The sequence below is a fragment of the Candidatus Pelagibacter sp. Uisw_090 genome (assembly GCF_047717845.1).
Classification (GTDB): domain Bacteria; phylum Pseudomonadota; class Alphaproteobacteria; order Pelagibacterales; family Pelagibacteraceae; genus Pelagibacter.
In genome coordinates this window covers 1,278,463-1,295,277 of the sequence record NZ_CP159810.1, presented here as the reverse complement: position 1 = coordinate 1,295,277, position 16,815 = coordinate 1,278,463, and the positions used below count along the sequence as shown (strand labels likewise).

Here is a 16,815-nt window from a genome sequence, read left to right as displayed (position 1 = left end):
TGTTTAAAAATTTACTAAGGGGCGAAATAAATCGCCCCTTAATAATAAATTTAATTAGTGTTGTTTTCCAAGAATTGTTTTACCACTTGGAATACGAAGCTCGTCAATCATATCTTGAGTAGCTCTGTCTGGTGCTTTTGTTAGTAAACTAACAACTACCATAGAAACTAAACTAACCAACGATCCAAAGATACCGAATGTAAGTTGAGTAATACCCCAGAATCCAGCTCCACCAGTACGTACCCAAACTAGATACCAAGTACCAGTCTGCTAATCCCAGAAGCATTCCTGCAACAGCACCAGGACCATTCGCTCTTTTCCACCATACACCTAGTACAAGTGGGAAGAACAATCCTGACATCGCAAAGTCAAAAGCCCAGATTACTGAACCTAAGATACCTTGGATACCCATTGCGGCAATAGTTGCTCCAGCAAAACCAATGATTACAAGTAATACCCTTGCAACAATTAATCTTTTCGCAGCTTCTGCTTTTGGATCAATGATCTTGTAGTACAAGTCATGAGACAAAGCATTTGCGATTGCTAAGATCAAACCATCGGCAGTAGACATGGCAGCGGCCATACCTCCAGCAGCAACCAGACCTGAGATTACATAAGGTAATCCAGCAATTTCTGGAGTAGCTAATACAACAGCTTTACCACCCATGAAAAACTCATTTAATTCAAGAGTTCCATTTCCGTTAAAGTCGCTGACAAACATCAGGTTAGCTTGGTTCCAGTTTTGATACCAATCTATCGCTTGAACTTCAGCTATTGATTTACCAATAATCCCTGTTGAAAGTGTTGGATCAATCAGTGATAGTTTTGATAATGTAGCTAACATTGGCGCAGTTGAGTATAAAATAAAGATGAAAAGTAGCGACCATGCTACAGATCTTCTAGCTGATTTTACACTTGGAGTAGTAAAGTATCTCATCATAACGTGAGGCAAAGAAGCTGTTCCCGCCATCATACAAATTGCTAGAGAAATGAATCCCCAGTTTGTTCCATTAACTGATGAGTGTGCTTTAGTTATTCCAGCCAAACCTTTCGGTACTGTAGCTAAGTCTGCAGCTGAGTTTTCACAAACCCAAACTGACTTTCTAGTTCAGCAATTCTAGCCACTTCATCTCCCAACATTAAATGTGGGAAGAATCCAGCACCCATTTTACTACTGATCCAGAATACAGGAAGTAAGTAAGCAATAATTAAAACTATATATTGCGCAACTTGCGTCCATGTAACCGCTCTCATTCCACCAAGCATTGAACACATCAATATACTTGCTAATCCGACGTACACAGCAATTTCAAAAGGAATATCTAATGCTACTGAAGCAATAGTTCCTGTTGCATTTATTTGTGCAGTCACATATGTGAATGAAGCTACTGTTAATACTAGTACTGCAGAAAGTCTTGCTGCATTACCACCATATCGTGTACCAACAAAATCTGGAACTGTGTAACAGCCAAATTTTCTCAAGTAAGGTGCTAGTAAAGTAGATACAAGTATATAACCACCTGTCCATCCAACTAGTAGTGCCATATATCCATAGCCCTTAAAGTAAATACCACCTGCCATCGCAACGAATGATGCACCAGACATCCAGTCTGCTGCAGTAGCCATTCCGTTAAATACAGTAGGTACTTCTCTGCCTGCTACGTAGTAAGCGTCCATCTGAAGTGTACGTGATAACCAACCGATTATCGCATAGATAGCAATGGTGAATATAACAAAAGAAATTCCTATTGCTTTTGCAGACATTCCCATTTGTTCAGCAATCGCCATCAATATTATGAACCCTATAAAACCACCTGTATAGATTCCATAAACTTTTGGTAGATTGTCTATAAATTTACCTTTTATCATTAGCTATCCTCTCTTTCAGTGAAACCAAACTCTTCATCTATCTTCTCTTGTCTACCTGCAAACCAGAAATTCAAAATTACAAATGCTAATAATGAACCCTGACATGTCATATAATATGACAATGGGTAACCAAAAGGTTTGAAGCTAGATGCTTCCATTTCAGTTCCGAAAAAAAAGATGCCAATTGAGAATACAAACCAGATTGCTAAAGTAACAAACAGTAGCCCCCTAGTTTTTTCCCAGTGTTTTGCTTTATTTGACATTTTACTCTCCCTATATAGTTAAGAAAGAAACTTTAACCATAATGAGATAGATTGAAAGCCCTTAAAAAGGTCGAATTAGGGCCATTTTTGTAATATAAAGCATACAAAAGGTAGGTAAAATTGCTTAAATATAAACTTAAATTAAAAGACATAAAACTAGAAGATTTTAGAGTTTATTTATTTGCTTTGTTTAAAGGAGTTCTTCCAAAGAAAAAGATTAAGAATATAGAAGACCTTACACTGTTTATTCAAACAAAATCAGCATGGGTATCGCAGGTAACTCTATATAATTACTTAAAAACAAGAATGGGAACCAAGTGGGTATTACACTTTGATGATGAAGTATTCTTAGCATCCATTAACAAAGCTAAATGGAATATTTATTCTATAGCACTTCAGGATCTTACTTTTTATAGCCTATCGTATTTGAATGTTTTTTGTAATTATAAGGACATGAGTAAAGCCAATGAAGTTTATGATAAAATTTTGACCAAAGAAAAAAAAAATGAAATGCCAGAAGAAATTATTTCACAAGCAAAAGAAAAATTTGAAGAAAGATTAGAAAAGATTGATTGGAATACATATTATAAATCTTGGCCATTTAATGAAAGTGCTCTAACCTTATATAAGTGGGCACCAGTGGCTGATGAATTAAAAATTTTAGATAGAAAAATCGTGTTAAATTCTATGATCTTAAAATGGGAAAATATTGAAAAAGAATTTAAAGAATTAATTAAGATTTAAATATTTTTTCTATTATCAACTAAGCTTTGCACAACACTTGGATCGGCTAAAGTAGATGTGTCACCCAATTGATTATGCTCGTTAGCAGCAATTTTTCTTAAAATTCTTCTCATAATTTTTCCAGATCTAGTTTTTGGAAGACCAGGTGAAAAATGAATAATATCAGGCGTTGCAAGTGGTCCAATCTGTTTTCTAACCCAAAGTTTAAGATCTCTTTCAAGATCTAGATCTGATTTTTCTCCTAAATTTAAAGTAACATAGCAGTATAAACCATTACCCTTGATATCATGAGGATACCCAACAACTGCAGCTTCAGCAACTTTAGGGTGAGCAACAAAAGCACTTTCAATTTCAGCAGTTCCCAAATTGTGACCAGATACAATAATTACATCATCAACACGTCCTGTGATCCAGTAGTATCCGTCTTTATCTCTTCTAGCTCCATCGCCTGTAAAATATTTTCCATCAAATTGAGAGAAATAAGTATCAATAAATCTTTGGTGGTCACCATAAACAGTTCTCATTTGTCCAGGCCACGACTGTGAAATGCATAATCTTCCTTCACCGGCACCTTTTATTTCTTTTCCACTTTTATCAACTATAGAGGGCTTAATTCCATAAAAAGGTTTGGATGCAGAGCCAGGTTTTAAATTCATAGCACCTGTTTGTGGACTAATTAAAATTCCACCAGTTTCAGTTTGCCACCATGTATCAACTATAGGACATTTTGAATTTCCAACTGTTTTATAATACCACATCCAAGCTTCTGGATTGATTGGTTCTCCGACAGTCCCTAATAATTTTAATGATTTTCTTGAAGTTTTTTTAACAGGTTTGTTTCCCTCTCTCATTAAGGCTCTGATAGCCGTTGGCGCTGTATAAAAAATATTAACTTTATATTTATCGATTATCTGCCACCATCTTGAACTATCAGGATAAGTTGGAACACCTTCAAACATTATTGTTGTTGCACCATTAGCAAGAGGTCCATAGATTATATAGCTATGACCTGTTACCCAGCCAATGTCAGCAGTACACCAGTATATATCCTTGGGTTTATAATTAAAAATATGTTGGTGAGTCATTGATGTATAAACCATATAACCACCCGTTGTGTGTAAAACACCTTTTGGTTTTCCAGTAGATCCAGAAGTGTAAAGAATAAACAAAGGATCTTCAGCATTCATTTCTTCAGGATCACACTTGTTTGATACATCTTTAATTAAGTCATTATACCAAACGTCTCTTCCTTTAACCCAGTCGACTTTATTTCCTGTTCTTTTTACGACTATGCATTTTTTAACATCAGGGCATTTTCTTAACGCTTCATCTGTAATTTTTTTTAAAGGAATTGTTTTGCCAGCTCTTACCCCTTCATCAGCAGTAATGATGTACTCTGACTCACAATCATTAATTCTTGTAGTGATAGATTCAGCTGAAAATCCACCAAAAATAATAGAATGAACTGCACCAATCCTAGCACAAGCCAACATTGTTATCGCAAGTTCTGGGATCATAGTTAAATAAATTGTAACTCGATCACCTTTTTTTATGCCTAGTTTTTTTAAACCATTTGCAGCCTTAGAAACCTCTTTATGTAATTGCTTGTAAGAAATTTTTTTTGTATCTTTTGGGTTATCACCAACCCAGATAATCGCTGTCTTGTCTTTTTTATCTTTAAGGTGACGGTCTATACAATTGGCAGAAGCATTTAATGTTCCATCTTCATACCATTTAATCTTAACTTCTTTTTTACTATATTTAACATCTTTAATTTTTTTATAGGGCTTAATCCAGGTTATTCTTTTCCCTTCAGTTTTCCAAAAGTTATCATTATTTTTAATTGAGTCAGAATATTTTTTTTGGTATTTTGCTTTATTTATTAAAGCACTTTTTACCCACTCAGGTTTAGTTTTAAAAACCAATTCTTTTTCCTCAATTTTTTTTGAAACTTTTCTTTTAATAGGTTTTATTTTTTTCTTAACCTTGGAATTTTTAGGGATTTTTTTTTTTTACTTTTGTTTTTTTTTGTTTTGGCATGAAATTTTTTAATATTTAAATATTACCCATCTTATTTAAAATTTTCCAGCTTTTAGAGTCAATTGGCATGACAGATAACCTGCTCTGTCTAATTAGTGATAAATGACTAAGATCCTTATTTTTTTTGACCTCTTCAAGTGTTACGCTCTTTTTTAACTTTTCTTTAAATTTTACTTGAACTGCCACAAAACGACCATCCTTGTCAGTCTTATCCAAGAAAGCCTCTTTAATAATCTCAACTATACCAACAATTTCTTTGCCAATATTTGAATGATAAAAAAAACAAAGATCTCCCTTTTTCATTCCTTTTAAATTTTTAGCTGCTTGATAATTTCTTACCCCATCCCAGGGAGCACCTTTTGCCCCAGCTTTTTTTTGTTGATCAATTGACCAAACATCAGGTTCTGATTTCATTAACCAGTAGTTCATCTAATTGTTTCTCCAATGTTTACTTACTTTATTCATACTACACATTTTGTTTTACACTATTTTTAACAAACACGTGACATGTTATGTGACATGTATTTTAAAATTCTAAGTAATAAGTTTTATCTTTTATTTTTTTAAGAGAGATGTAATCCTGGCCGTAATTCCTTAAAGTATCTATTGTGATTGTTTCTAGTCGCTCAAGGTGTCCTTCACGCTCCAATTTACCCTTGATATATTCCCCTAAGATTTCCCTATTATCTTTTGTCATAATTCCTTTATATCCATCAGAAGCTGTAATCATATTTAATTTGTAATATTTTTTATCATCAAAAACATAAGCAATGAATTTACCCACTGGATAATCTTTTGTTCTTTCACTCTTTTTTGATGTAATTTCTACTTCATACCATGGTCTAGGACTATATTTTCCAGTCTTTGGATTTTTTCTTCCTTTTTCAAAATATAGATTTAGAGATGATCTTGGTTGCTCATCTACTCGTAATTTAATCTTTGTTTCACTTAAAATTTTTGATTTAGGAAATGATGCTTTAGATATTTCATACTTAGATAATTTTTCTTTACTTTTTTTCTTCTTTTTTTTTTTAATAGTAAGCTCAACATTATCTAGGTTTGCACATAATTCTTTTGAGGTAAAAAGATGATTTAAAAATTTAGAAATATGGTCTTTGCTACCTCTATCTAAAACAGAAGTATTGCATTCTAAATTCCCGTACATTCCAGTTCCAGAAAAATTAGATGAACCCACAAATATTAAATCATTTTGATCTTTTTTAAATTTATAAATCTTTCCATGATATTTTCTTAAGGTTATATAAACACCACTTTCATTGTTAATTTTTTTTAAATCTTTATTTAATTCTTCTAAAGTTTTTTTTTGATTTTTGCTTACACCTTCATGGTAAATCATCCCTACTAAAATTTTACAGAAGCCTCTTTTTGCTATCTCTAAGAGTTTATTTCTATTTTTTTCAATTGTCTGAGGATCAAAATAACCACTAGCTATCTCTAGTGAGTTAAAATTATCTATATTTCTAAATATTTCTTTTCCAAAATCGCCACCAAAGTCTTTTTCATTAGTAAACATATATTTACATATTAGGTTTTATATAAGCATATTCAATTTTGGCGAAAGTTTTAAGTATTGAATCGAATATGATTTTGGCGCCTTTTACAGGTACTGCCATTCCTATTTGTTTACGAACTTCCTCTTTTGAGCCAGTGAAGATGAAGTTGTCAGGAAAAGTTTGCAGTCTTGCTCTTTCTCTATTTGTTAAGGCTCTATTTTCTTTCCAGTGATACACATGTGTTCCACCACCACCACTGCCAGTTACTGTATAAGAAGGCTTATCAGGGTGTAACCTCCTGTAAATTTGACTGATCTTTGCTCCTTTAACATTTAATTGTAAATGCTTTGGTATCTCAGAATTAAAAGCATTCTTGCCTGGTTTAATATATTTTAATCTTTCAATTACTTGTTTCGAATTATTTGTTAGTTCGTTGTTATAAGCATTGACAGGTATATTATTCAATGCTTCCTTAGCGGTCATTATTTTATAATTAGGTTTAGGAACTTTAAATTTAAGGTTTAATTCTTTTTTAATACCCACAATAATTATTCTGTGTCGTGCTTGAGGAATTCCATAATCTTCAAACTTATATTTATGGACAGTCAAATTATAACCTTTGCCTGCACTCTCTAGATCTTTAAGAATTTTTAAAAAAGTTTTTCCTTCATTTGAACTTTTCATACCCCCAACATTTTCTGCCACAAACCAAGTAGGGTGGTATCTATTTATTAATTCAACTCCATAAGTATAGAGAGGTCCAAACTTTCCTTCAATACCTAGACTTTCACCAACATTGCTAAAATCATTACAAGGAAAACCATAAGCAAAGCAATCAAACTCTGGGAGAATAATTTTTTTTTTATCAACTAGATTGAAAAAGTTTTCAACTTTTTCACAAAACATGGCTTTTGTTTTAATGTTTTTTTCATAAGTATTGCAAGAAGCTTGATGGTAATCTGAGGCCCACGCATGCTCAATTGAGTGAATATTTTTTTTATCCTTAATCTTGCTTAAGCCCGCACCATAACCCATGCCTCCAGGTCCACTAAAAAATTCTGCAAGTTTAAATTTAGTCATAAATATTTATTACACTATTTCTAAAATTTTGCAGCTAAATAGTATTAGCTTAATATAAATCTTTATTGTGCCAGGTAAATAAATCTGCTTCAAAAGATACGTCTCTAAATTTTAGTAGTGCCTTATATTTTTCAAGTCTCTCTTCCTTTTTGACATTTTTTAAGTAGTTAAGAATTTGGTCGTATGTTAATCCTTTCAATCTATCTTTCTTAATATCTATATATTCTTCATATTCCATACCACAAACTGCATAACCTTTTTTTGGATTAATATGTTCTGAATAGCTAATAGTATCGTCGGTTTCCTTTAATACATCGTAATAGTGAATACATTGATTTTCCGACTCAAAAAGACAATCTCTTCTATAATCGAATAGTTCTAGTTGCATATATTGGGGGTTATTAAAATTCTGAAAATGAACTTTAACAATTTTTAATATAATAATTAAAAGTGGCAATATTTTGATTGATTTCGGACGTTAAAATCGTGCCATGTCATGTGACATGTATTGTGGGCCTTTAAGTGATATTAATCAATATTTTTAGAAAGGAAAGTAAAGTAAAAGTTGGTGGGTGTCCGTGGAGTCTTATCGGAGAACAACAAGTGTTGGTTTCATTAACCAATAGGATTTTGTCATAATTTATAGAATAAATTTTTTAATTAATTAACTAAACCTTTACCCAATTTCAAAGTGCTTTTATATAAATAATATTTTCTAAATATTAAACATATTTTTATTTAAGAATTTACTGTTTTATTAAATATAGCTCATTTTTTTTAAAATTATAAGAATCAGTATTGATAACGATACCACCAAAGATATCTTTCTTTTTATAGTAAATTTATCAAACACATACTTCACATTTGTATTTGTTAATTGGTTTTATCAAGTATATTATAAGAATAAGAATAACTTTAAAATTTAATTTAGTAAGCAAACTCCAAAATGAATAAAAAAAATATTACTAAAAATAAGTATATTTGGATTCTTGGTGGTGGAAGAATGCAATATTTTAATATTTTAGCCGCTAAAGAACTAGGATATAAAATTTTAATTACAGACATTAATAAAAACTGTTTTTGTAAATCTAATGCTGACTTATTTTTTCAAGTTGATATTTTTAACATTAAAAAAAATTTAGATCTTTTAAATAAAATTAAAAAAAAAATTGATATTAAATCTATTTTTGTTGCAGGTATTGATTGCACTATCACAGCTGCAACTTTAGCAGAAAAACTTAATCTAGTTACTTCAGGTGTAAAAATTGCAAAAATTACAAATAATAAATATTTATTTAGAAAATTTTTATTTAAAAATAATTTAATAGATTTCCCATTTTTAAAAATAAAAAATATAAATAAAAATATAAATAAAAATATTGAAAAAAATATTGGATATCCATTCATAATAAAAAATACTGATAATAGTGCTAGCAGAGGGATGCAAATAATTAAGAGCAAAGTTGAGAGTAAGAATTTAAAAAAAATCATTGCAAAAGCAATCAAGGTTTCAAGGTGTGGTTATTGTACGGTTGAAAAATATTTTACAGGAAGTGAACATACGGTAGAAACATTATTTGATATTAATGGAAAATTTTATCCATGCTTTATCACAGATAGATATTTTGATCACAGTTCGGGTAAAGCATTAGAAATAGGCCTGAGAAACCCAACACAATTGTCAGAAATTATGCAAAAGAAAATATTTAATTATTGTAAGAAGGTAGCCTCCAAGTTAGGTGTAAAAGTCGGACCTGCAAAATTTGATCTATTAATAGACAGAGGTAAACTAATTATATTAGAGATGACTACTAGATTGTCAGGTGGGTTTGATTGTCAAATCCTTGTGCCTGCAGCAACAGGAAAAAAGGTAATTGAAGCAGCAATGCAAATATCACTTGGACATAAATTTAATAAAAAATTATTAGATAAAAAATTTAATAGAACGGCATTAAGTACAACTGTTTGGCCGAGACCAGGTAAAATATTAAAAATAAAATACAAAAAACCTAAAATATCAAAAAACGACATTTTGGAAGTTATTTTTACAAAGAAAAGCGGTGATTCTATTCAAGATTATGAAAATTGTGCCGATAGACCGTGCTTTATTATAGGCGCATCCACAAATGAAAAAAAAACTATAGACTTAATCAATAAAGCAAAAAAATGTATACACATCATCACTAAATGAAAAAAAAATTATTAATCTATGGTGCTGGAGCAATAGGTAGGGGTTATCTGCCCTGGGTTTTTTCTGAAAAATTTTATGATTTGTACTATGTGGATGTAAGTAAATCTTTAATTTCAGATATTAAGAAAAAAAAATATTATCAAACATTTAAAATATCAAACAATAAATATATTTCAAAAAAAGTTTTTCCAAAGAAAATATATTTATTGAATGAAGAAATTGACTTTATAAACAATTTTGATTTAATAATTACCTGCGTAGGAACAAGACAGGTAAAAAATATAGTAAAAAACATTTCTTTTTTTAAAAAAGACATCCTTTGTTTAGAAAATGATCCAGATATTGTAGATTATCTTAAAAAAGAAAGTAAAAAGAAAAATATATATTTTGGAATTCCAGATGTAATTACGTCAAATACAGCCTCAAAAAAAATAAAAAAAATAAATAAACTTAATCTTATAACAGAAGATGGCCTTTGTTTTATAGATAGAAAATTAAAAATTAAAAATACAAAAGCTATTTTTTTAAATCAAAAAGAACTAAGAGTTCAATGGCTAGCTAAATTTTATATACATAACTCTTCTCACTGTATAGCTGCATATTTGGGAAATAGAATTAAAAATATATATGTGCACGAAGCTTTACAAAATACCAGGATAAAAAAAGTTATAAAAGATTGTATTTTAGAATTATCTAAAATGTTGATCAAAAAATATAGTTTAGATAAAAAATTTACTAAATTTTATGGATCAAAAGAGTTTAAAAGATTTTCAAATAAATTATTATTTGATCCAATATCTAGAGTTGCAAGAGAACCGTTTAGAAAACTTCAAAGAAAAGAAAGATTAATAGGAGCTGCAAACGAATGTTTGTCTGTAGGAATTAAACCCAATGCTCTTGCGGTAGGAATTTTATCAGCAATACAGTATAAAAATATTAAAGATGAAGATTCTGGTATAAAAATATTGAGAAAAGCACTAGATAAAAAAGAGTTTTTAAAAATAATTTTAAATCTACAAGATGGAGAACCTTTGCATCAGTTTTTACTTGAAAACTGGGAATCAAATTCCTTAAAACTTAACTCAATCAAAAATGACAATAGAAAATAAATTAATTTTAGCAATTAGAGCTGCAGTTAAGAGTGGAGAAATTTTAGTTAAAAATTATTCTGAGGAAACAAAATTTAAAATAAAATCTAAAATGAATAGGGATGTTTGCACAAAAATAGATATAGATGGTGAAAATATAATATTAAAAATACTTAAAAAAAAAAAGAAAAAACAAATTTTTTATTTGAGGAAAATGGATATCTAAAATACTTCAAAAAACCAAATTTTACATGGATCGTTGATGCTCTTGATGGGACAGTAAACTATATTCACAAAATACCTTATTTTTGCACATCAATAGCACTTAAGGATAAAAAAAAAATACTTTTTGGTGTAATTTTTAACCCTCTTACAAACGAACTATATTATTCTGACCAAAATGGTGGAGTTTTTAAAAATGCAAGCAGAATCTATATTGACGATTGTCCAATATCGGAAAGCTTGATTGCCGTATCTTTTTCATCGAGTCATATGAATAAAAAAAACAAAGAACTAGAATTATTTAAAAAAATGAATTTTATTTCACAAGGTGCTTTACGAACAGGTTCAGCAGGAATGAATTTAGCATATTTTTCTGAAGGAAAACTTTCAGCCTGTGTAGGCTTTCAAAATAAAATTTGGGATGTTGCTGGAGGATTAGCTTTAGCAGAAAAAAATGGAGCCCAAATATATTATAAGTATAAAAATAAAAATAAAACAATAATAAGCTTCATAGTTGCAAATAAAAATAATTTTAAAACTTTACGTGATTTATGTAAAAAAACATTAGATGAGTAAAAAATATCAAATTAAAACTAATGTTCATATTTCTAAAAAATTTTCTTAATAACATTAAAATAAATAAAAATATTTTTAGAGCATATTTTTCCATTAAAGAACATGACGACACAACTAAACAAAATAATTCTTTCAAGTTAAAAGCATTGATATGGATAAGTGCAACTAGTCAAAAATAATTTATATTTGTATATAATAGCTATAGTTTTACACCTGCACCCTTTAAAAAGACAGCATTTGCATCTAAGGGCCATCTAGGTTTTGCTGGACTATCTAATTCACTAAAATGTTTTAATTTAAATTTTTCTAGTCCAACCATTGCAATCATTGCCGCATTATCTCCACATAATTTAGTAGGTGGAAATATTGCTTCAAACCTTTCTTCCTTACAAAGATTAGTTAGAACTTCTCTAATTTTTTTATTTGCAGCAACTCCACCCGCAACTACGAATATATTTTTTTTTGCTACATTTATTTTTTTAAATTCTTCAAAAGCAATTTTACTTTTTTTATATAATATCTCTTCAATAGTTTTTTGAAAAGATGCTGCTAAGTCATATCTTTCTTGATCAGTTTTAATTTGTTTCGAGATTTTTAAAATAGCAGTTTTTAATCCTGAAAATGATAAGTTACAACCACCCCTATGAAAAATTGGCTTGGGCAATAAATATTTATTTGGATCACCTTTTTTTGCATATATTTCAATTTGTGGTCCACCAGGAAATTCTATACCTAATAATTTTGCTGTTTTATCAAATGCCTCACCCACAGCATCATCAATAGTTGTTCCTAATCTTCTATAATTTCCTAACCCTTGAACACTTAAAAATTGAGTATGACCTCCAGAAATTAAAAGTAGCAAGTAAGGATAGTTTAATTCAGAATTTAGTTTTGGACTTAATGCATGCCCCTCTAAATGATTAACAGCTATAAATGGTTTATTGAGGGAAGAGGCCATTGCTTTTCCAAAACTTAATCCAACAGATAGACAGACTATAAGACCTGGTCCTGCTGTTGCTGCTATAGCATCCAGATCTTCCATTTTTACTCCACTTTCATCAATTGCTTTTTTAGTGATTATATCTATTTTATCCATATGAGATCTTGCAGCAAGCTCAGGAACAACACCCCCAAATTCCTTATGAATATCAAATTGGCTTGAAACAATGTTTGATAAAATTGTTGGCATTCCTTGTTCATTTTCTGTTATGATAGAAGCAGCTGTTTCATCACAGCTTGATTCAATTCCTAGAATTAGGGGCTTTTTAATCATTAAATTAGTTTTTATTAATTATACATTCTCAATATAAGCATGAAGTATAAAGCAAATAAATGAAAAATAAAAAAATTATTATAGGGTCAAGAGGAAGCAAATTAGCATTAATCTATGCTGAAAAAGCTAGGGAAAAAATTCTTAGCTATGCAAAAGATTTTGGAATTGAAGAAGTAATCATTAAAGAAATTGTAACCAAGGGTGATCAAGTTCAAGATAAAAGGTTATCTGAGGTTGGAGGTAAGGGTCTTTTTTCAAAAACTATAGAGGTTGAATTATCAGAAAAAAAAATAGATATAGCTGTGCATGCATTAAAAGATATGCCTTCTGAAGAAACTGAAGGTTTATTAACAAATTGTTTTTTAGAAAGAAACGACCCAAGAGAAATTTTAATTAGCAAAGATAATAAACATCTAAAAGATTTAGCTTCAAATTCAATTATTGGAACATCCTCATTTAGAAGAGAATTTCAGATTAAAAAAATAAGAGAAGATCTTGATTGTAAATTAATTAGAGGAAATGTTGATACAAGAATAAGAAAACTTAATGAGAATTTATATGATGCAATTATTTTATCATATGCTGGAATCAATTCTTTGGGTTTAAATCAAAATATCTCTCAAGCTTTTTCTACTTCAGAAATTATACCCTGTGCTGGACAAGGAGTTATTGCCTTGCAATGTAGAGATAATGATGAAGATTTAATTGAGTTATTAAAACAAGTTGATCATCAATCAACACATAACTCTATAAAAGCTGAAAGAAATGTTTTAAAGGTTTTAGAAGGAGATTGTGAAACAGCAGTAGGAGCATTTGCTAGTATTGAGGGTGATAAAATTAATCTTGAAGTAGAGCTATTTTCCCTAGATGGCAGTAAAAGATTTTATTTAAAGTCATCTGAAGATATAGACAAAGCAGAAGAGTTAGGAATAGAGATGGGAAAAACTCTTAAAAAGATGTCTAATAATTCTTACAAAAAATAATATGCATATTTTATTCACACGACCCTTAGAAGATTGTCATGAAATGATATTAAAATTTCAATCATTAGGTCATGAAATATCTCATTTACCATTAATTAATATTGAGGGTTTAAAATATGAAGCTCCAAACTATTCTGAGTTTAAAGGTATTATTTTTACAAGCAGTAATGCTATTAAATTTTTGGATATAAAGAACATTGATAAAAAATTAAAATGCTTTTGTGTTGGAGATGCTACTGAAAAAAAAGCTAGAAGTGCTGGTTTTCAAAATGTTTTTGCAGCTGAAGGAAATGTTAATAATCTTAAGGAATTAATCTTACAAAATTTTAAACCTTCTGAAGGAAAGCTAATTTATATAAGTGGAGAAATAATCTCTAGTAATTTAGATAAGGAACTCATTTCAAGTGGGTATACGATAGATCGACTAATTAATTACAGGACCAACTCAATTGAAAAATATGATGAAAGCTTTATTGAAAAACTTAAATTGAAAATGCCTGAAATTATTTACATTTATTCACAAAATAGTGCGATTAATTTTTTAAAAGTAATTAAAAATTATCAGCTAGAAACCTTATGTATGAATACTAATTTGATGTGCATTGGAGAAAAAACCTCTTCAATTCTTAATGAAATTAAATGGAAAAAAATTTTTCTTTTTAACCCTGGAGAAGAGGAATTTTTGCTATATAAAATTTAATTATGGACATATTTAGTAATTTTAGTGATCTGTTTATTTCTGTTTGGTCTAAAGGAATTCGTGGAGTTGATATTTTTCAGATACTAATTGGTATTGGAATATTTTTTATTTTTTTAATTTTTAGAGGAATAATAAGTAAAGTTATTATTAAAAGACTAGAAGCAATTTCAAAAAGAACTACAAATAAATTAGATGACACCTTTGTCCATGCAATGGAAGGACCAGCTAGATTTTTACCAATTGTTTTAGGTTTCTTTATTGCAAGTTATTATATGTCTTTTGCAGATGATGGGAGAGCCATAGTTGATACAATTAATCGAACATTAATTACAATTTTAATATTCTGGGTTATTCATCAAATTATTGAACCAATTTCTTATATTTTAAGTGGGCTAGATAAAATGTTAACCCGTGAGTTAGTGGGCTGGATTATAAAATCTTTAAAGATTTTAATTTTTATTTTAGGGCTAGCAGCTGTTCTTGAACTTTGGGGAATAAAAATTGGACCAATTATTGCAGGACTGGGTTTATTTGGTGTTGCTGTTGCTTTAGGTGCACAAGACTTATTTAAAAATTTGATTTCTGGAATTTTAGTTTTAGTTGAAAAAAGATTTAAAATAGGGGATTGGATTTTAGTTGAAGGTATTATTGAAGGTATTGTTGAGAAAATTGGTTTTAGATCAACAGTTTTAAGAAAGTTTGATAAATCTTTAGCCATAATTCCTAATTTTCAGTTTGCTGAAAATGCAGTTATCAATATTAGTGAGACAACTAACTGGAGAATAGATTGGGCAATAACACTTCAATACGACACTACTGTTGAACAACTAAAAAAAATTAGAAATGAAATTGAAGGTCACATTAATAAAAATGATGATTTTGACAAAGCTGTAGGAGTTGCAGTTAGAGTTGAAAAATTTTCAGATAGTTCGATTGATATGAGGGTTAGATGTTTTACTACCTCTAACAGTTTTTCAACTTGGTTGGAGGTTAAAGAAAAACTTGCAATTGAAATAAAACAAATTGTTGAAGGAAACAAAGCAGCTTTTGCTTTCCCAAGTCAGTCAATTTATGTTGAGAAAAAATGATAGCCATTTTTTACTTAGCCCTTCAAATATTAAAGCTTTATTCTTATGTGGTAATTGCGAATGTAGTTATCAGCTGGCTTGTTTCCTTTAACATTATAAATACTCAAAATAGGTTTGTTTACTCAATATTAGAAATGACTTACCGATTAACTGAGCCAATGTTGAATAGAATAAGACGATTTCTTCCTAACCTAGGATCATTAGATATTGCACCAGTAGTACTACTGTTGTTGATTTGGTTTATAGAAATGTGTATGAAACTCTACATTGCGCCAATGATTTTTTAGGGAAATTTATGATCTTAATAGATGGAAAAAAAATAGCAGCTGAACTCAGAGAAGAACTAAGACAAGAAGTTGTAGAGTTAAAAGCTAAACACAATAAAACTCCAGGACTTACAGTAATATTAATTGGAGATATGACTCCTAGCCAAATTTATGTTCGTATGAAAGAAAAAGCTGCGAATGAAGTGGGGTTAAAATCTGAAGTAATTAGATACCCAGGGACTGTGGAGGAAAAAACAGTATTAGATAAAATTGATGAGCTAAATAAAGATGAAAGTATTTCAGGAATTTTAGTTCAACTACCTTTACCAAAACATATTGATAAGCAAAAAGTTATTGAAACTATTTTGCCAGGTAAAGATGTTGATGGGTTTCATCCAATGAATGTTGGTAATCTTTCATCAGGATATGAAAGCTCAGTACCTTGTACGCCCTTAGGATGTTACTTAATGATTAAAAAAATTGAACCAAATCTAAGTGGAAAAAAAGCTGTTATGATTGGCAGATCAAACTTAAATGGTAAACCAATGGCACAACTACTTTTAAAAGAAAATTGTACGGTAACGATAACTCATTCAAAAACTAAAGATTTAAAAGCAGAATGTTTAGAGGCAGATATTATTGTTGCGGCAGTTGGTATCCCAGAACTTGTAAAAGCTGACTGGGTTAAAAAAGATGCAATCGTAATTGATGTTGGAATAAATAAAACTGAAAATGGTATTGTTGGAGATGTTGCTTTTGAAGAAGTATCAAAAGTTGCAAGAGCTTTAACACCTGTTCCAGGTGGAGTAGGGCCAATGACTATTGCCTGCTTGCTAAAAAATACTATTGAGTGTTTTAAAAGAACTCAAAAATAAAAATTTTCCATTTCCCTCTAATAATTCCTTACCATTTGAAGAA

General features: G+C 29.9%; 16 protein-coding genes and 2 pseudogenes. 10 read left to right on the top strand and 8 right to left on the bottom strand.

The window, feature by feature from the left end; genetic code table 11:
* Nucleotides 1-54: 54 nt before the first annotated feature.
* Both ABXT58_RS07095 and ABXT58_RS07090 read right to left on the bottom strand, forming a co-directional pair.
* Nucleotides 55-1,869, bottom strand: a pseudogene (locus ABXT58_RS07095) (sodium:solute symporter family protein).
* The gene (locus ABXT58_RS07090; RefSeq protein WP_415286385.1) at nucleotides 1,869-2,132 is read right to left on the bottom strand and encodes a DUF4212 domain-containing protein; all 264 of its coding nucleotides are present in this window, start codon (nucleotides 2,130-2,132) and stop codon (nucleotides 1,869-1,871) included. Before ABXT58_RS07090 ends, ABXT58_RS07095 begins: the two are co-directional and overlap by 1 nt.
* Before the next feature lie 120 nt (nucleotides 2,133-2,252).
* On the opposite strand from ABXT58_RS07090, the gene ABXT58_RS07085 reads away from it, so the two are divergent.
* The gene (locus ABXT58_RS07085; RefSeq protein WP_415303955.1) at nucleotides 2,253-2,876 is read left to right on the top strand and encodes an esterase; all 624 of its coding nucleotides are present in this window, start codon (nucleotides 2,253-2,255) and stop codon (nucleotides 2,874-2,876) included.
* Here the strand turns inward: ABXT58_RS07085 and acs are convergent.
* The 5 genes from acs to ABXT58_RS07060 all read right to left on the bottom strand — a co-directional run bounded on the left by acs (nucleotide 2,873) and on the right by ABXT58_RS07060 (nucleotide 7,898).
* A complete protein-coding gene (gene acs, locus ABXT58_RS07080) occupies nucleotides 2,873-4,801 on the bottom strand; it encodes an acetate--CoA ligase (RefSeq protein WP_415303954.1) in 1,929 nt (642 codons plus the stop codon). The genes ABXT58_RS07085 and acs overlap by 4 nt on opposite strands.
* Before the next feature lie 130 nt (nucleotides 4,802-4,931).
* Nucleotides 4,932-5,345, bottom strand: coding sequence for an EVE domain-containing protein (locus ABXT58_RS07075; RefSeq protein ID WP_415303953.1), 414 nt, complete (start codon nucleotides 5,343-5,345; stop codon nucleotides 4,932-4,934).
* 97 nt (nucleotides 5,346-5,442) lie between these two features.
* Complete coding sequence (locus ABXT58_RS07070) at nucleotides 5,443-6,450, bottom strand: restriction endonuclease PLD domain-containing protein (protein ID WP_415303952.1); 1,008 nt, start codon at nucleotides 6,448-6,450, stop codon at nucleotides 5,443-5,445.
* Nucleotides 6,451-6,454: 4 nt separating this feature from the next.
* Nucleotides 6,455-7,510, bottom strand: a complete 1,056-nt coding sequence (locus ABXT58_RS07065) for a DNA cytosine methyltransferase (RefSeq protein WP_415303951.1) — start codon at nucleotides 7,508-7,510, stop codon at nucleotides 6,455-6,457.
* 49 nt (nucleotides 7,511-7,559) lie between these two features.
* Complete coding sequence (locus ABXT58_RS07060; protein ID WP_415303950.1) at nucleotides 7,560-7,898, bottom strand: hypothetical protein; 339 nt, start codon at nucleotides 7,896-7,898, stop codon at nucleotides 7,560-7,562.
* Nucleotides 7,899-8,456: 558 nt separating this feature from the next.
* Between ABXT58_RS07060 and ABXT58_RS07055 the strand changes: the two genes are divergently transcribed.
* The 4 genes and pseudogenes from ABXT58_RS07055 to ABXT58_RS07040 all read left to right on the top strand — a co-directional run.
* Nucleotides 8,457-9,701, top strand: coding sequence for an ATP-grasp domain-containing protein (locus ABXT58_RS07055; protein ID WP_415303949.1), 1,245 nt, complete (start codon nucleotides 8,457-8,459; stop codon nucleotides 9,699-9,701).
* The gene (locus ABXT58_RS07050; RefSeq protein ID WP_415303948.1) at nucleotides 9,698-10,810 is read left to right on the top strand and encodes a hypothetical protein; all 1,113 of its coding nucleotides are present in this window, start codon (nucleotides 9,698-9,700) and stop codon (nucleotides 10,808-10,810) included. Before ABXT58_RS07055 ends, ABXT58_RS07050 begins: the two co-directional genes overlap by 4 nt.
* Complete coding sequence (locus ABXT58_RS07045) at nucleotides 10,794-11,015, top strand: hypothetical protein (RefSeq protein ID WP_415303947.1); 222 nt, start codon at nucleotides 10,794-10,796, stop codon at nucleotides 11,013-11,015. Before ABXT58_RS07050 ends, ABXT58_RS07045 begins: the two co-directional genes overlap by 17 nt.
* A gap of 20 nt (nucleotides 11,016-11,035) precedes the next feature.
* Nucleotides 11,036-11,587: pseudogene (locus tag ABXT58_RS07040) on the top strand (inositol monophosphatase family protein); the annotation flags it as partial.
* A 199-nt stretch (nucleotides 11,588-11,786) separates the two neighbouring features.
* Here the strand turns inward: ABXT58_RS07040 and tsaD are convergent.
* Nucleotides 11,787-12,860 (bottom strand): tRNA (adenosine(37)-N6)-threonylcarbamoyltransferase complex transferase subunit TsaD, encoded by a 1,074-nt coding sequence (tsaD, locus tag ABXT58_RS07035; RefSeq protein ID WP_415303946.1) that lies wholly within the window; start codon nucleotides 12,858-12,860, stop codon nucleotides 11,787-11,789.
* Nucleotides 12,861-12,919: 59 nt separating this feature from the next.
* On the opposite strand from tsaD, the gene hemC reads away from it, so the two are divergent.
* From hemC to ABXT58_RS07010, 5 genes are read left to right on the top strand one after another with little or no spacing between them, the layout of a single operon-like run.
* On the top strand, nucleotides 12,920-13,843 hold the full coding sequence (gene hemC / locus ABXT58_RS07030; RefSeq protein ID WP_415303945.1) for a hydroxymethylbilane synthase: 924 nt from the start codon (nucleotides 12,920-12,922) through the stop codon (nucleotides 13,841-13,843).
* A gap of 43 nt (nucleotides 13,844-13,886) precedes the next feature.
* Complete coding sequence (locus ABXT58_RS07025; RefSeq protein WP_415303944.1) at nucleotides 13,887-14,543, top strand: uroporphyrinogen-III synthase; 657 nt, start codon at nucleotides 13,887-13,889, stop codon at nucleotides 14,541-14,543.
* Nucleotides 14,544-14,545: 2 nt separating this feature from the next.
* A complete protein-coding gene (locus ABXT58_RS07020) occupies nucleotides 14,546-15,631 on the top strand; it encodes a mechanosensitive ion channel family protein (RefSeq protein ID WP_415303943.1) in 1,086 nt (361 codons plus the stop codon).
* Nucleotides 15,628-15,918 (top strand): YggT family protein, encoded by a 291-nt coding sequence (locus ABXT58_RS07015; RefSeq protein ID WP_415278218.1) that lies wholly within the window; start codon nucleotides 15,628-15,630, stop codon nucleotides 15,916-15,918. The genes ABXT58_RS07020 and ABXT58_RS07015 overlap by 4 nt, the downstream gene beginning before the upstream one ends.
* Before the next feature lie 8 nt (nucleotides 15,919-15,926).
* Nucleotides 15,927-16,772, top strand: a complete 846-nt coding sequence (locus ABXT58_RS07010; RefSeq protein ID WP_415303942.1) for a bifunctional 5,10-methylenetetrahydrofolate dehydrogenase/5,10-methenyltetrahydrofolate cyclohydrolase — start codon at nucleotides 15,927-15,929, stop codon at nucleotides 16,770-16,772.
* The last annotated feature ends 43 nt before the right edge of the window (nucleotides 16,773-16,815 follow it).

Excerpts from the sequence above, each read along its gene's own strand:
- ABXT58_RS07090 (WP_415286385.1), bottom strand. The coding sequence starts at position 2,132 with ATGTCAAATAAAGCAAAACACTGGGAAAAAACTAGGGGGCTACTGTTT.
- ABXT58_RS07075 (WP_415303953.1), bottom strand. The coding sequence starts at position 5,345 with ATGAACTACTGGTTAATGAAATCAGAACCTGATGTTTGGTCAATTGAT.
- ABXT58_RS07070 (WP_415303952.1), bottom strand. The coding sequence starts at position 6,450 with ATGTTTACTAATGAAAAAGACTTTGGTGGCGATTTTGGAAAAGAAATA.
- ABXT58_RS07065 (WP_415303951.1), bottom strand. The coding sequence starts at position 7,510 with ATGACTAAATTTAAACTTGCAGAATTTTTTAGTGGACCTGGAGGCATG.
- ABXT58_RS07060 (WP_415303950.1), bottom strand. The coding sequence starts at position 7,898 with ATGCAACTAGAACTATTCGATTATAGAAGAGATTGTCTTTTTGAGTCG.
- ABXT58_RS07055 (WP_415303949.1), top strand. The coding sequence starts at position 8,457 with ATGAATAAAAAAAATATTACTAAAAATAAGTATATTTGGATTCTTGGT.
- ABXT58_RS07050 (WP_415303948.1), top strand. The coding sequence starts at position 9,698 with ATGAAAAAAAAATTATTAATCTATGGTGCTGGAGCAATAGGTAGGGGT.
- ABXT58_RS07045 (WP_415303947.1), top strand. The coding sequence starts at position 10,794 with ATGACAATAGAAAATAAATTAATTTTAGCAATTAGAGCTGCAGTTAAG.
- tsaD (WP_415303946.1), bottom strand. The coding sequence starts at position 12,860 with ATGATTAAAAAGCCCCTAATTCTAGGAATTGAATCAAGCTGTGATGAA.
- hemC (WP_415303945.1), top strand. The coding sequence starts at position 12,920 with ATGAAAAATAAAAAAATTATTATAGGGTCAAGAGGAAGCAAATTAGCA.
- ABXT58_RS07025 (WP_415303944.1), top strand. The coding sequence starts at position 13,887 with ATGATATTAAAATTTCAATCATTAGGTCATGAAATATCTCATTTACCA.
- ABXT58_RS07020 (WP_415303943.1), top strand. The coding sequence starts at position 14,546 with ATGGACATATTTAGTAATTTTAGTGATCTGTTTATTTCTGTTTGGTCT.
- ABXT58_RS07015 (WP_415278218.1), top strand. The coding sequence starts at position 15,628 with ATGATAGCCATTTTTTACTTAGCCCTTCAAATATTAAAGCTTTATTCT.
- ABXT58_RS07010 (WP_415303942.1), top strand. The coding sequence starts at position 15,927 with ATGATCTTAATAGATGGAAAAAAAATAGCAGCTGAACTCAGAGAAGAA.